The organism is Caulobacter sp. SL161 (assembly GCF_026672375.1).
Taxonomy (GTDB): domain Bacteria; phylum Pseudomonadota; class Alphaproteobacteria; order Caulobacterales; family Caulobacteraceae; genus Caulobacter.
In genome coordinates this window covers 469,123-480,986 of record NZ_JAPPRA010000001.1, presented here as the reverse complement: position 1 = coordinate 480,986, position 11,864 = coordinate 469,123, and the positions used below count along the sequence as shown (strand labels likewise).

The following is an 11,864-nucleotide window of genomic DNA, read 5'->3' as shown; positions in this document are numbered from 1 at the left end:
ATATAGCCCGGCCATGAGCCGCACCTTCCTGAAGATGAACGGGTTGGGCAACGACTTCGTCGTCGTCCAGACCCTGACCGAAAGCTTCGATCCGACCCCTGAGCAGATCCGTGCGATCGCCAAACGGGACGGAGGGATCGGCTGCGACCAGGTCATCGCCATCGATCCGCCCAGGGCCGAGGGCGCGTCGGCCTATGTCCGGTTCTGGAACGCGGACGGGGAAGTAGCCGGCGCCTGCGGCAACGGCACGCGCTGCGTCGCCTGGCTCCTGATGCAGTCGGCCGGCAAGGACGCGGTGGCCTTCGACACCGTAGCTGGGCGCCTGTCGGGCGTTGCGGCCGGCGACAAGCTGGTGACGGTCGACATGGGTCCGCCCGGTCTCGACTGGACCCAGATCCCCCTCTCCGAGGAGATGAACACCGAACGCGTGGAGCTGCAGGTCGGTCCGATCGACGCGCCGCTGGTCCACACGCCGGTCTGCGTCTCGATGGGCAATCCGCATGTGGTGTTCTTCGTCGACGCGCCGGTCACCGACGACTTCGCGCGCGGCACGGGCAGCCTCGTCGAGCATCACCCGCTGTTCCCGCAAGGCGTCAATGTCGGCTTCGCCCACATCGCCAGCCGCGACCATATCCGGCTGAAGGTCTGGGAGCGTGGCGCGGGCCTCACCCAGGCCTGCGGCACCGGCGCCTGCGCCGCTCAGGTCGCCGCCGTGCGTCGCGGCCTGACCGATCGCAAGGCGCGGGTCGAGTTCGACACCGGGTCGCTGACCATCGAATGGCGCGAGAGCGACGGCCACGTGATCATGACGGGCCCGATCACCATGGAATACGCCGGCAAGCTGCCGGAGCTGGTCGCGGCTTGAGGCCATGACCAGCTACACCGTCATCAAGGCGACCCCGAAGTCTCCGCCCGCAGCGGGCGAGGAGGGCGGTCCTGCGACCACGCTGTCGGGGTCGGACGGCGTCGACGTCGTCACCTTCGGCTGCCGGCTGAACGCTTATGAGAGCGAGGCCATGCGCGCGCGCGCTTCGGCGGACGGTCTGTCGGACGCGGTGGTGTTCAACACCTGCGCGGTGACCAACGAGGCCGTGCGCCAGGCTCGCCAGGCGATCCGCAAGGCGCGGCGCGAGCGGCCGGGCGCCCGGATCATCGTCACCGGCTGCGCCGCTCAGGTGGATCCCGCCGCCTTCGCCGCCATGCCCGAGGTCGATCTCGTTTTGGGCAATGCCGAAAAGGCTGCCCCCGGCGCCCTGACCGACACCTCCACCCGCGTGCGGGTCAACGACATCATGTCGATCAAGGAGACCGCCGGTCACCTGATCGACGGCCTGAAGGACCGGGCCCGCGCCTATGTCGAGGTGCAGAACGGCTGCGACCACCGCTGCACCTTCTGCATCATCCCCTATGGCCGGGGAAACTCGCGCTCGGCTCCGGCCGGCGAGGTCGTCGAACAGGTCCGCAAACTGGCCGCCGAGGGCTATCGCGAGGTCGTCCTGACCGGCGTCGACGTCACCTCCTGGGGCGCGGACCTGCCGGGCCAGCCGACGCTGGGCCAGCTGGTCGGCCGCATCCTGCGCATGGTTCCGGACCTGCCGCGTCTGCGCCTGTCCTCGATCGACGCGGCGGAAATCGATCCGGATCTCTTCAAGCTGCTCGAAACCGAGCCGCGGCTGATGCCCTATCTGCATCTGTCGTTGCAGGCGGGCGATAACCTGATCCTCAAGCGGATGAAGCGCCGCCACAGCCGCGAGGACGCGTTGAAACTGGTGGCCGAGGTGCGCCGCGTGCGCCCCGACACCGCCTTCGGCGCCGACCTGATCGCGGGCTTCCCCACCGAGACTGACGAGGCCTTTGAGAACACCCTCAAGCTGGTCGAGGAGGCGGGCCTGGCCTTCCTGCACGTCTTCCCCTACAGCGCCCGCCCCGGAACTCCGGCCGCGCGGATGCCGCCGGTCAAGGGGCCGGTGATCAAGGACCGCGCCCGCCGCCTGCGGGAAGCCGGGCAGCGCGGCCTGGAACGCCACCTTCAGCGCCAGGTCGGCCGCGTGCTCTCCGGACTGGTCGAGCGCGACGGCGTGGCCCGGGCCGAGGACTTCACCGAGATCGCCTTTATGGGCGAAGCGCCCTCGGGCCAGATCCTGGCCTTCCGCGTCACCGGCCATGACGGCGCGCGGGTGATCGCCGAGCTGACGCCGTGAGCTTGAGCGGCGGGTGCCAGTGCGGCGCCGTCCGCTTTCGGGTCGAGGGAGAACCCGGCCGCGCCTCGATCTGCCATTGCCGCATGTGCCAGAAGGCTTTCGCCGGCCCGTTCGGGGCGCTGGTGACGGTGGAGGTCGCGGATCTGACCTGGACGCGCGGCGCCCCGGCCCATTTTCAGAGTTCGGATCAGATCAGGCGCGGCTTCTGCGCCGCCTGCGGCACGCCCCTGACCTTCGAGTGGAGCGACAGCAAGATCGACCTGGCGGTTTTCGCTTTCGACGATCCGTCAGCGGTTGAGCCCGGGGTTCAGCTGGCCGTCGAGGGCCGGCCGACCTGGATGGATCACCTGGCGCAGATGCCGGTGCGGCCGCCGATGGGGCCGGGCGGTGCGGTGACGTCGCGCCAGCACCCTGACCACGACACTTGAGGGCCGCCCCTTGGTCCCGAAGGCGGAATTCGTCGTAGCGACCTTCAGCCCTTGGGCAAAAGGATTCTCGCAGGCCTTCTGCAGGGTCCACATTCCCGCGCTACAGCCATGAAAAAACCGGGCCGGACAGGGTCCGACCCGGTTCTTCTTCAGATCGCCCGGCAGACCGGGCCAGCGTTTAGGCGCTTGCGCCGGGCGCCCCCGGAAGGGCGGGCGCGTTGCGGGTTTTCCACAGCGACCAGCCGACGCCGGCCGCCAGGATGGCGAAGGTGATCGACAGCGACAGGGCGGCGGGGAACTTCTCCCAGCCCAGGGCGTCGGCGATGAAGATCTTGCCGCCGATGAACACCAGCAGCACGGCCAGGGCCTGCTTGAGGTAGGCGAAGCGGTGCAGCACCGCCGCCAGGGCGAAGTACAGCGCCCGTAGGCCCAGGATCGCCATGATGTTCGAGGTGTAGACGATGTAGGGGTCGGTGGTGATGGCGAAGATGGCCGGCACCGAGTCGACGGCGAAGACCAGGTCGGCCAGCTCCACCAGCACCAGGGCCAGGAACAGCGGGGTGGCCAGGCGGGCGGTCTTGCCGGTGCGCGGGTCGACGCCCTGAACGAAGAAGCGGTCGCCTTCCAGCTTGTCGCTGATCGGCATGACGCGACGCAGCCATTTCAGCGCCGCGTTGTTGTTCAGGTCCATGGGCTTGTCGCCCGCGAACAGCATCTTCACGCCGGTCAGGATCAGGAAGGCGGCGAAGATATACAGCACCCAGCCGAACTGGCTGACCAGGGCCGCGCCGACGCCGATCATGATGGCCCGCAGGACGATCACGCCCAGAACGCCCCAGAACAGCACCCTGTGCTGCAGGGCCGGAGGGATGGCGAAGAAGCCGAAGATCAGGGCGATGACAAAGACATTGTCGATGGCCAGGCTTTTCTCGATCACGAAGCCGGTCAGGTATTCGACCCCGGCGGTCGCGCCCAGCTGCATCCAGACCAGGCCGCCGAAGCCCAGGCCCAGGCTGATATAGACCAGCGACATCAACAGGCTTTCGCGCACGCCGATCTCACGGGTCTTACGGTGCAGGACACCCAGGTCGAAGGCGAGCAGGGCCACCACCGCCAACATGAAGCCCGCCCACATCCAGAGCGGTTTGCCGAGGATCGGCTGGGTTAGAATTTCCATGGTCTCGTTCAATCGTCAGCGGGGGACGAGGCGGCGGCGATCAGATCGCCCCCGGATTTCTGTCTCGCCCTTTTAAGGGTGAGCGCGCCGCTGGGTGGGCGGCGCGCTATGAGGGGCTGGCCTTAGGCCCGGATGTCCAGCCGTCCCGCAGTGAGCGGGCGGGGCGCCGGGCTGCGTTCCACACGGTCAGGCTCGGTGACGGGCTTGGCGGTGGGCTGGCTGGCGTGAGACGCGGCCTGCACGAACGTCTGCTGGGCCATCCGCAGCGCGACCCAGTTCGAAGGGATTGAGGTTCCGACTCTCATCGTCGGCCTCGCTCGGCGACAAGGTCGAACTGCACCGGGCTCAGCGACAGCAGGCTACAGATCCGGAGCAGAACATCCCGCTCCTCGGCGTCAAAACCACCGTCCGAGGCGGCGACCACACAGGCGGCGTTGACCACCGCCCGCGCCGCATCGTCGCGTCCGCGCAGGCGTCGGATGGCGATCTCAGCCTCGAACTGAGCGCCCTCCGGATCTTGCTCGAAGCGACGTTCCAGGGCTTCGAACGCCTCCAGGGCGTCGTCGAGCCCGAACACGGCCAAGGCAGCCAGGCCACGCATACGCTCCAACATCCGCTCGCGCTCGTCAGGCGTCACCCAGCCGTCGGCCCGAGCGACGAGCGCGCAAACGGCCACAAGGGCGTCGAGCTGGTCAAGCTGGGCGGGGGTCCAGGTTTCAGCGATCCGCACACGTGCGGCATGGATAGGGTTCAGGGACATGTTTGCTCTCCTCTGTTGGAGGGAGCGCCCGACACCGGGTTGGCGGGGTTCTGGGGGGCTTGACCCTTGGACCCAACGCCGGGCGCACCCGACGCGGTCCGACATCACGATCGCGCTTTTCAGCACGAGGGTCGTCAGAGGGGCCCGGCCCGCACATCAGATATTGGATGAAGCTGCGCCCAGCGCAAGGGGCAAACCCTGGGCGACAGGCGGGTGTTTTGCGACCTACTGCCGCACATCGCCCGAAACCTCGCCCTCGGCGAACCCGGGAAGGCTCCATCCGAACAGGATCGCGCAAGCGCGAAGGCCAAATGCGGCGATGAAGCCGGCGATGCCCGCGGGCCAGAAGGCGACGCCCATAAGCTTGAGGGCCGCGAACACGCCCGCGCCCAGAAGCGCGGCGGTGATGTAGATTTCCCGACGCAACAGAAGGTTCGGTTCCTCAGCCAGCACGTCACGAATGACCCCGCCAAAAGCGGTGGTCAGCACGCCCATCACCACAGCGCTGATCGGATGAACGCCAAGCCCAAGCGCCTTGGCCGTCCCCACCACGGCGTAGGCGGCCATCCCCAGGGCGTCCAGCCAGAGCAGGGCCCGGAACCGCCAGCCGCGCTTGCCCAGCAACCAGACCACGGTGGCGGCGGCCAGACAGGCCAGGATGTAGCCCGGCCGCTGCACCCAGAACACAGGGGCTCCGATCAGCAGGTCGCGCAGCGTGCCCCCGCCCACGCCGGTGATGGCGGCGAAAAATCCGAAGGTGATGATGTCATGCTTGCGTCGGGCGGCCGCGAGGGCGCCGGTTGCCCCGAACACCGCCGCAGCGGCGTAGTCGAGCCAGAAAAGCGCGGTTCCGAGCGGGTCAAGCTGCAAGTCCATGCCCCTTCATCGCATGCGTCAGAGCGCGGCGCTAACCATCGACCGTTAAATCCCGATTTACACTTTCGCCCGTTCGACTAAAGGGGCGCGGATGAGCGATAAGCCCGATCAGAAAAAAGGCTGGTTCCAGCGCCTGACGTCTGGCCTGACCCGGTCTTCCCAGGCGATGACCGAGCAGGTCACCGGGGTCTTCACCAAGAAGCCCCTGGACCAGGAGCAGCTGGACGCCCTCGAGGAGATGCTGATCGAGGCCGACCTTGGTCCGCAGATCGCCGCGCGCATCACCGAAGCTTTCGGCAAGGCGCGGTTTGGCAAGTCGTCGACCGACGACGAGGTCAAGGAAGCCCTGGCCGAACTGATCGCCGCCGAGCTTGCCGACCGTCAGGGCGACTTTGATCCGCTGAACGGACCGCGCCCCTATGTCGTGCTGTTCATCGGCGTGAACGGGTCGGGCAAGACCACAACCCTCGGCAAGATCGCCGCCGATCTGACCGAGAAGGGCGCGCGAGTTCTGATCGCCGCCGGCGACACGTTCCGCGCCGCCGCCGTCGAACAGTTGAAGGTCTGGGCTGACCGCGCCGGGGCCGACTTCATGTCCAAGCCCACCGGCTCCGACGCCGCCGCCCTGGCCTACGAGGCCGTGGAGCGCGCCAAGGCCGAGCACTATGACGTCGTTCTGATCGACACCGCCGGCCGGCTGCAGAACAAGCAGGGCCTGATGGACGAGCTCCTCAAGGTCATCCGCGTCGTGAAGAAGGTCGATCCGGACTATCCGCACGAGACCCTGCTGGTCCTGGACGCCACCGTCGGCCGCAACGCTCTGGCCCAGGAAAAGATCTTCGGCAGCCAGGTCGGGGTCTCGGGTATTGTCATGACCAAGCTGGACGGCACCGCTCGCGGTGGCGTCCTGGTGCCCGTGGCGCGCGCCTCCGACAGCCCGATCAAGCTGATCGGCGTCGGCGAGGGCGTCGAGGATCTGCAACCGTTCGACGCCCGCGCGTTCTCGCGTTCGCTCGTCGGCCTGAAGGATTAATCCGTGAGCGAAGCTTCGCCGGACGATCAAGGGGCCAAGAAGCCCAACAATGGCTGGGTGCGGACCGTCGTCGACTACGGCGCGGCGATCGCCTTCGGCGTGGCCTACTTCGTCACCAAGGACTTTCAGAAGGCGACCTGGGTTCTGGTCGCCGCTTCGGCCGCCGCCCTGGCGATCGGCTATGCGGTCGAGCGGCGCCTGGCCATGCTGCCGCTGTTCTTCGGCGGCATGGCGCTGGTCTTCGGGACCCTGGGCCTGATCTTCGGCTCCGACGTATTTGTGAAGATCAAGGTGACGGTGATCAACCTGGCCCTGGCCAGCTTCCTGGTCGGCGGCGTGTTGCTGAAGCGTCAGCCGCTGAAGGTCATCATGGGCGAGGCCCTGCATCTGCCGGACTCGGCCTGGCGCACCCTGACCCTGCGCTACGGGGCCTATTTCGCGTTTGTCGCCATCATCAACGAGGTGGTGCGCAACACCCAGGATACCGACACCTGGGTGAAGTTCCGCCTGGCCCTTCTGCCGGTGGCCCTGGTGTTCGTCGCCACCCAGCTGCCGTTTATGATGAAGCACATGGCCAAGGGCGACGACGCCAAGGCCGTCGAGCCCCCGGACGCCGGCTTTTAGGTATCCGCCGTCCACGGACCGTTGTCGTCAAATCGACGTGTTAAGATGCTAGCTCTCATCCGACGGCCGAGCAGGGCCGCGCGAGCAGGGGGCTGCGGCAATGGCCAAGGGCAAGGGCGACAAGCTGGGCGCAGGTCTTCTGGAGCGCTCGCCCAGTCACCTGCTGCATCGCGTGCTGCAACTGGCGCTTGATATCTACGCCGAGGAATGTGGGAACGCCGGGGTGACCCAGCGCCAGTTCGCGGTGTTGGCCGCCGTGGCCGAGAACGAGGGCGTCACCCAGACGGCTCTCGTGCGGGCCACCGGCATCGACCGCTCCACCCTGGCCGACATGGTCGCCCGCATGATCACCAAGGGGCACCTGGAGCGTCAGCGCAGCAGCGAGGACGCCCGGGCCAACAGCGTGCGTCTCACCGACGCCGGCCGCGAGGCGCTGGAGGCGATTCGTCCGATGGTCGCGATGGCCGATGCGCGCATCCTGGCGCTTCTGAAGCCCAGCAAGCGCGACGGCTTCCTGGATCTGCTGTCCGATATGGCGGGTGCTGACCTTCACCCGGCCGAAGCTGAGCCAAAAGCCAAGAAGATCAAGGCGCCGAAGGCCGAGAAGCTGAAGAAGGACAAGAAGTCCAAGAAGGACAAGGCCGCCAAGAAGGCGGCCTGACGGGCTTAGACGACAATATTCAGAAGCGACCCGGGCCGCAGGATCCTCTGCGGCTGGGCGTCGGGCTGCACGAACGGCTTTTGCGGGGCCTGGCGCTGCTGCGGCTGGGCCATGGTCTGCATCTGCACCGTCGAGGGCGCGGCGACCGGACGAGCCGGCGCGGCGTCGCCCAACGCCGCCTGGAAGAAGGCCGCGCGCGTCGACGCCCCCTGACCCGAAGACGGGGTCGAGGTGGTGTTCGACGGGGCGTTGGGCCAACCGGCGGGGCGGACGGTGCTCATGACTCGCAGACTAACATGGTTAACAGAGCGTCGGCGAGTATGGTCAACGCCGGGTTAACGCGCTAGCTCCGCGACCTGAGAGCGCACCTGGCGCGACACGGAACGACGGGGGGCCCCATGAACCGGCAGAAGATCATCTTTCTGGTCGTGCTCGGCGCGGTCGCGGTGTTCATCGCCGCGATGGTTCGTTCGATGCTGCCGACCCACCAGGTCCTGGCGAACGGTTATCAGGTGTCGGTCGGCGGCAAGGGCGAGACGTGGGTGCGGACGCCGGACCGCAAGGCGCTGATCACCGAGGTCACCTCGGTCTGGGCCTCGAGCGACCGGATGCTGATCGAGCGCCATCCGACGGACGACAAGCCGCCGTTCAAGCTGCTCGACTGCGACTATCAACTCGGCGTGGGCCGCGAGGCCCTGCGGTTGATCCCCGCCGCCGAAGCGCGTGCGATGATGCCGGGACTCCGGCGCGAGGCCGCCTCGCCCAAGACCTGCGTCAAGTAGCGGCTACTTCGCCTGCTTCAGCAGGTCCTCCGCCGCGTCGGGCGTCAGCGGGCCGGTGTGCTTGGCGATGATCACGCCGTCAGAGCCGACGAGATAGGTCTCCGGCACGCCGGTGACGCCGAACTCCAGGCCTGCGCGGCCATCGCGGTCCACACGCTTGGCGGCGAAGGGATCTCCAAGACGGGTCAGGAAGGCCTGGGTGTTGGCCGGGGCGTCCTTGTAGGCGATCCCGACCACCGTCACGCCCTGGGCCTTCAGCGCCATAAGTTGCGGGTGCTCCACCTCGCACGGCGCGCACCAGGAGGCGAAGAAATTGACCAGGATCGGGCCGTCGCCGGGCGCGCGCAGCGGAGCCTCGCGTCCCGTGTCGAGGTCGGGCAGCATCAGGGCGGGCATGGGCTTGCCGACCAGGGCCTGGGGCTGCACGCGGGGATCACGCTGCAGCGCATAGCCGGCGAACAGCACCGCCAGGGCGACAAGGACGATCAGCGGCGAAAAGGCCAGCCAGCGCTTCACGGACGGTTCTCGTCCAGTTCGGCCTGCAGGCGGTCGACTTCGCGACGCCAGCGGCGGGCCATGGCCAGGCTGTCGCCGATGAGCCAGACGAAGGCGATCGCAGAAATCGCGAAAGCCGGCCACAGATAGATGGCGTACTTGCCGGCGTCGAAGTCGAAGCTCATCGCGCGCCCTCCGCCAGCTTGAGAGACAGGCTCCGCGCCTTGCGCCGCCAGACCAGCGCCCGGATGCGAACCAGCCACAGGGCGCCGAAACCACCCAGATAGGCCAGGCCCATAAACACCGCCGGCCAGGCATAGACCGCCGGCAGGTGGTCGCCCTTGTCGGCGAAGAAGGTCGACGAGCCCTGATGCAGGGTGTTCCACCAGTCGACCGAGAACTTCACGACCGGCAGATTGATCACGCCGACCAGGGCCAGGATGGCGGCCGAGCGCGCGGCCTTCTGTTCGTCTTCCAGCGCGCCGCGCAGGGCCATGTAGCCCAGATAGAACAGCAGCAAGACCAGGACCGAGGTCAGGCGCGCATCCCAGACCCAATAGGTCCCCCACATCGGCCGGCCCCACAGCGATCCGGTGATCAGGGCCAGGACGGTATAGACCGCGCCGATCGGCGCGCAGGCCTGCGCCGCCAGGTCCGCCAGCACATGCCGGTAGACCAGCGACAACAGGCTGGCGATCCCGAGGCAAAGATAGATGAACATCGACAGCGACGCGGCCGGGATATGGATGAACATCATCCGCACCGTATCGCCCTGCTGGTAGTCCTCGGGGACCATGAAGGTCAGGGTCAACCCGATGACGGCGGCGACGGCGGACAGGCCGCCAAGCCATGGCGCAGCCCATCGCGAGAAGGCCATGAACCGCTCGGGGTTGGTCAGGAAATCGAACGTGTGGCGGGCGTCCATGCAGGCTGCTTAGTGCGGCCGGCGCGCGCGGGCAATGGCCGTATCGCTACGGAGTGGAAGCGGCCCGCGTCGCAAGCCGCTTCCACGCGTGGCGTTAAGGTCAGCCGACCTTGCGCTGGATGATCACCCGGCGGTCGCCGTTCTTAAACATGGCGGGGCCCTTGGTGTCGAAGCGGCGCACGAAGACGCGCTCTCCGCCGCCCAGGCCGTCCTCGCCCATGCCCAGCACGTCGAAGGTCTTCTGCTGGCTGGGCGTGAGGGCGGTATAGAAGGCGCGGGTGGCCTCGGCGCGCTTCTTCATGGCGTCAGCGGCCTTGGTCATGCGGTCGAGACGCTCCAGCGTGGTCGGCGGCGTGCGCTCGGTCCATTCCATCTTGTCGCCGTCGGCCTTGTCGCCCTTTTCCTTTTTGACGGCCTCACGCTTGATCTCGATCTTCGGCGTCGTCGCCTCGACGAAGGCCTTGAGCGCGCCGTCCTGGTCGGGGCGCAGTTGCAGAACATCGCGCAGACGCTGGGCGCGCTTTTCCGGATCGACCGAGCGTCCGTGGCGCATCACCATCATGTCCATGCCGGGACCGGCCATGGCCATCAGGCCTTCCATGGGCAGGGGCGGCAACGGCGCCTCGGGCGGTGGAGGCGGCGCCGGCGGGGCGGGCGGAGCCGGGACCTGCGCGAGGGCCGCGCCGGCGATGAGGGTGGAGATGGCCGCGCCGGCGAAGGCGACGCGCGTCGATGTCTTACGCATGGTTGTGAGCTCCCTGTCGTAACCTGAAGCGGAAGCTTGGCCATCGTCTTATGGCGCGAAAATGTCCGCGTTCATGAACAAATCTCCATGTTTGCTTGAAGCGGATAACGCTGTTCGACCTTGTGGCGCGCGCCAGCTGACAGATCGCGGCGCCTCTTTCTGTAGTAAAGACCGCCGCGCCGTGCCATCGCCCGGTCCGCATCCTCGCCGGCCGGAGTCCGCATGAAGTCGCTCGCCTTTGTCGCGCTGGCCCTGGCCGGGATCAGCTGGGGTCTGGGCTTTCCCACCGGCAAGCTGATCCTGCAGGAGACCGATGCGGCCCATATGGTGCTGCTGCGTTTCCTGGTGGCCGCCCTGGCCGCCGCGCCGTTCGCGCTGCGGCGTCCGGAGGTGCGGGCGCTGTTTCGCTCGCCGATCGTGCTGCTGGCTGGCGCCCTGTACGGCGTAGCGTTCCTGGTCCAGTTCGAGGGCCTGGCCCATGTCAGCGTCACGGTCGCGGCTCTTCTGGTCGGCGCCATGCCGGCGCTGATCGCCGTCAGCGCCCGGGTGCTGGGCGAGAGGGTCTCGCGCCTGTCCTGGATCGGCGTGGCCGCGGCGACCCTGGGCGCGGCCCTGATCGCGGGCAAGCCCGACGGCGCCAGTTCGCCGCTGGGCGTGGCCCTGTCGATCGCGGCGCTGTTCCTGTTCCTGACCTGGCTTTTGGTGCTGCGCCGCGCCCCGCCGGCGCCCAATCCCATGGCCATTCCGGCGGTATCGATCATCGTCGCGGCCCTGGTCGTGCTGCCGATCGCGCTCGTCATGCACGGTCCGCCGAAGCTGGCGCTCAGCGCGCCGGCCTGGACCGCGATCGTGGCTCAGGGCGTCGTGGCTACCTTGCTGGCGACCGCCGCCTGGCAGTATGGCGCCGCCCGGGTCGGGGCGGCCAGCGCGGGCGTGTTCATCAATATCGAGCCCTTGATGGGCGCGGCCTGCGGGGTCCTGCTGTTTGGCGACCACCTCACCGCCGCCCTGTTCGCCGGGGGGCTCTTGATCATTAGCGGCAGCTTCGCGGTGGTGCTGGGGGAACGGAAGGCCAAACCGGGCGACCTGCAGGCCACCGTCGCGCCGACGCCGTAAAAGGCTGTCATCCCGGCAGTTGCGTAGCCGAGAGCCGGGAC

The 11,864-nt window shown here is 67.9% G+C and carries 17 protein-coding genes; 8 read left to right on the top strand and 9 right to left on the bottom strand.

From position 1 onward, the window contains the following. The first annotated feature begins 13 nt into the window (after positions 1-13). From dapF to OVA11_RS02505, 3 genes are read left to right on the top strand one after another with little or no spacing between them, the layout of a single operon-like run. Entirely contained in the window at positions 14-865 is an 852-nt protein-coding gene (gene dapF / locus OVA11_RS02515) for a diaminopimelate epimerase (protein WP_268065897.1), read from the top strand. A 4-nt stretch (positions 866-869) separates the two neighbouring features. Then, on the top strand, positions 870-2,201 hold the full coding sequence (gene mtaB, locus OVA11_RS02510; protein WP_268065895.1) for a tRNA (N(6)-L-threonylcarbamoyladenosine(37)-C(2))-methylthiotransferase MtaB: 1,332 nt from the start codon (positions 870-872) through the stop codon (positions 2,199-2,201). Next, the gene (locus OVA11_RS02505; protein WP_268065893.1) at positions 2,198-2,629 is read left to right on the top strand and encodes a GFA family protein; all 432 of its coding nucleotides are present in this window, start codon (positions 2,198-2,200) and stop codon (positions 2,627-2,629) included. Before mtaB ends, OVA11_RS02505 begins: the two co-directional genes overlap by 4 nt. 178 nt (positions 2,630-2,807) lie before the next feature. Here the strand turns inward: OVA11_RS02505 and OVA11_RS02500 are convergent, their stop codons facing one another. From OVA11_RS02500 to OVA11_RS02485, 4 genes are all read right to left on the bottom strand, one after another. Further along, positions 2,808-3,818, bottom strand: a complete 1,011-nt coding sequence (locus OVA11_RS02500; RefSeq protein WP_268065891.1) for a TerC family protein — start codon at positions 3,816-3,818, stop codon at positions 2,808-2,810. A gap of 110 nt (positions 3,819-3,928) precedes the next feature. After that, complete coding sequence (locus tag OVA11_RS02495) at positions 3,929-4,111, bottom strand: hypothetical protein (protein WP_096054105.1); 183 nt, start codon at positions 4,109-4,111, stop codon at positions 3,929-3,931. After that, positions 4,108-4,566, bottom strand: a complete 459-nt coding sequence (locus tag OVA11_RS02490) for a tellurite resistance TerB family protein (RefSeq protein ID WP_268065889.1) — start codon at positions 4,564-4,566, stop codon at positions 4,108-4,110. The genes OVA11_RS02495 and OVA11_RS02490 overlap by 4 nt, the downstream gene beginning before the upstream one ends. Positions 4,567-4,791: 225 nt before the next feature. After that, positions 4,792-5,442 (bottom strand): trimeric intracellular cation channel family protein, encoded by a 651-nt coding sequence (locus OVA11_RS02485; protein ID WP_268065887.1) that lies wholly within the window; start codon positions 5,440-5,442, stop codon positions 4,792-4,794. A gap of 91 nt (positions 5,443-5,533) precedes the next feature. Between OVA11_RS02485 and ftsY the strand changes: the two genes are divergently transcribed. From ftsY to OVA11_RS02470, 3 genes are all read left to right on the top strand, one after another. Further along, entirely contained in the window at positions 5,534-6,475 is a 942-nt protein-coding gene (gene ftsY / locus OVA11_RS02480) for a signal recognition particle-docking protein FtsY (protein WP_268065885.1), read from the top strand. Positions 6,476-6,478: 3 nt separating this feature from the next. Beyond that, positions 6,479-7,099 carry an inner membrane-spanning protein YciB gene (locus OVA11_RS02475; RefSeq protein ID WP_268065883.1) on the top strand — a complete coding sequence of 207 codons (621 nt, stop codon included), beginning with the start codon at positions 6,479-6,481 and terminating at the stop codon, positions 7,097-7,099. Positions 7,100-7,199: 100 nt separating this feature from the next. Continuing rightward, on the top strand, positions 7,200-7,760 hold the full coding sequence (locus OVA11_RS02470; protein WP_268065881.1) for a MarR family winged helix-turn-helix transcriptional regulator: 561 nt from the start codon (positions 7,200-7,202) through the stop codon (positions 7,758-7,760). A 5-nt stretch (positions 7,761-7,765) separates the two neighbouring features. Here OVA11_RS02470 and OVA11_RS02465 read toward each other — a convergent pair whose 3' ends face one another. Beyond that, positions 7,766-8,041 (bottom strand): hypothetical protein, encoded by a 276-nt coding sequence (locus OVA11_RS02465; RefSeq protein ID WP_268065879.1) that lies wholly within the window; start codon positions 8,039-8,041, stop codon positions 7,766-7,768. Positions 8,042-8,158: 117 nt separating this feature from the next. On the opposite strand from OVA11_RS02465, the gene OVA11_RS02460 reads away from it, so the two are divergent. Continuing rightward, entirely contained in the window at positions 8,159-8,542 is a 384-nt protein-coding gene (locus OVA11_RS02460; RefSeq protein ID WP_010921502.1) for a hypothetical protein, read from the top strand. A gap of 3 nt (positions 8,543-8,545) precedes the next feature. On the opposite strand, the gene OVA11_RS02455 is transcribed toward OVA11_RS02460, so the two are convergent. From OVA11_RS02455 to OVA11_RS02440, 4 genes are all read right to left on the bottom strand, one after another. Beyond that, entirely contained in the window at positions 8,546-9,058 is a 513-nt protein-coding gene (locus tag OVA11_RS02455; RefSeq protein ID WP_268065877.1) for a DsbE family thiol:disulfide interchange protein, read from the bottom strand. Then, positions 9,055-9,222 (bottom strand): heme exporter protein CcmD, encoded by a 168-nt coding sequence (ccmD, locus tag OVA11_RS02450; RefSeq protein ID WP_268065875.1) that lies wholly within the window; start codon positions 9,220-9,222, stop codon positions 9,055-9,057. Before ccmD ends, OVA11_RS02455 begins: the two co-directional genes overlap by 4 nt. Beyond that, the gene (locus OVA11_RS02445; protein WP_268065873.1) at positions 9,219-9,962 is read right to left on the bottom strand and encodes a heme ABC transporter permease; all 744 of its coding nucleotides are present in this window, start codon (positions 9,960-9,962) and stop codon (positions 9,219-9,221) included. Before OVA11_RS02445 ends, ccmD begins: the two co-directional genes overlap by 4 nt. 100 nt (positions 9,963-10,062) lie before the next feature. Then, entirely contained in the window at positions 10,063-10,707 is a 645-nt protein-coding gene (locus tag OVA11_RS02440) for a Spy/CpxP family protein refolding chaperone (RefSeq protein ID WP_268065872.1), read from the bottom strand. 222 nt (positions 10,708-10,929) lie between these two features. Between OVA11_RS02440 and OVA11_RS02435 the strand changes: the two genes are divergently transcribed. Further along, the gene (locus tag OVA11_RS02435) at positions 10,930-11,823 is read left to right on the top strand and encodes a DMT family transporter (protein WP_268065871.1); all 894 of its coding nucleotides are present in this window, start codon (positions 10,930-10,932) and stop codon (positions 11,821-11,823) included. The last annotated feature ends 41 nt before the right edge of the window (positions 11,824-11,864 follow it).

Bases quoted from the DNA above. Each gene is read 5' to 3' on its own strand.
- OVA11_RS02435 (WP_268065871.1), top strand. From the start codon at position 10,930: ATGAAGTCGCTCGCCTTTGTCGCGCTGGCCCTGGCCGGGATCAGCTGG.
- OVA11_RS02470 (WP_268065881.1), top strand. From the start codon at position 7,200: ATGGCCAAGGGCAAGGGCGACAAGCTGGGCGCAGGTCTTCTGGAGCGC.
- OVA11_RS02495 (WP_096054105.1), bottom strand. From the start codon at position 4,111: ATGAGAGTCGGAACCTCAATCCCTTCGAACTGGGTCGCGCTGCGGATG.
- OVA11_RS02465 (WP_268065879.1), bottom strand. From the start codon at position 8,041: ATGAGCACCGTCCGCCCCGCCGGTTGGCCCAACGCCCCGTCGAACACC.
- OVA11_RS02485 (WP_268065887.1), bottom strand. From the start codon at position 5,442: ATGGACTTGCAGCTTGACCCGCTCGGAACCGCGCTTTTCTGGCTCGAC.
- ccmD (WP_268065875.1), bottom strand. From the start codon at position 9,222: ATGAGCTTCGACTTCGACGCCGGCAAGTACGCCATCTATCTGTGGCCG.
- OVA11_RS02445 (WP_268065873.1), bottom strand. From the start codon at position 9,962: ATGGACGCCCGCCACACGTTCGATTTCCTGACCAACCCCGAGCGGTTC.
- ftsY (WP_268065885.1), top strand. From the start codon at position 5,534: ATGAGCGATAAGCCCGATCAGAAAAAAGGCTGGTTCCAGCGCCTGACG.
- dapF (WP_268065897.1), top strand. From the start codon at position 14: ATGAGCCGCACCTTCCTGAAGATGAACGGGTTGGGCAACGACTTCGTC.
- mtaB (WP_268065895.1), top strand. From the start codon at position 870: ATGACCAGCTACACCGTCATCAAGGCGACCCCGAAGTCTCCGCCCGCA.
- OVA11_RS02440 (WP_268065872.1), bottom strand. From the start codon at position 10,707: ATGCGTAAGACATCGACGCGCGTCGCCTTCGCCGGCGCGGCCATCTCC.
- OVA11_RS02490 (WP_268065889.1), bottom strand. From the start codon at position 4,566: ATGTCCCTGAACCCTATCCATGCCGCACGTGTGCGGATCGCTGAAACC.
- OVA11_RS02460 (WP_010921502.1), top strand. From the start codon at position 8,159: ATGAACCGGCAGAAGATCATCTTTCTGGTCGTGCTCGGCGCGGTCGCG.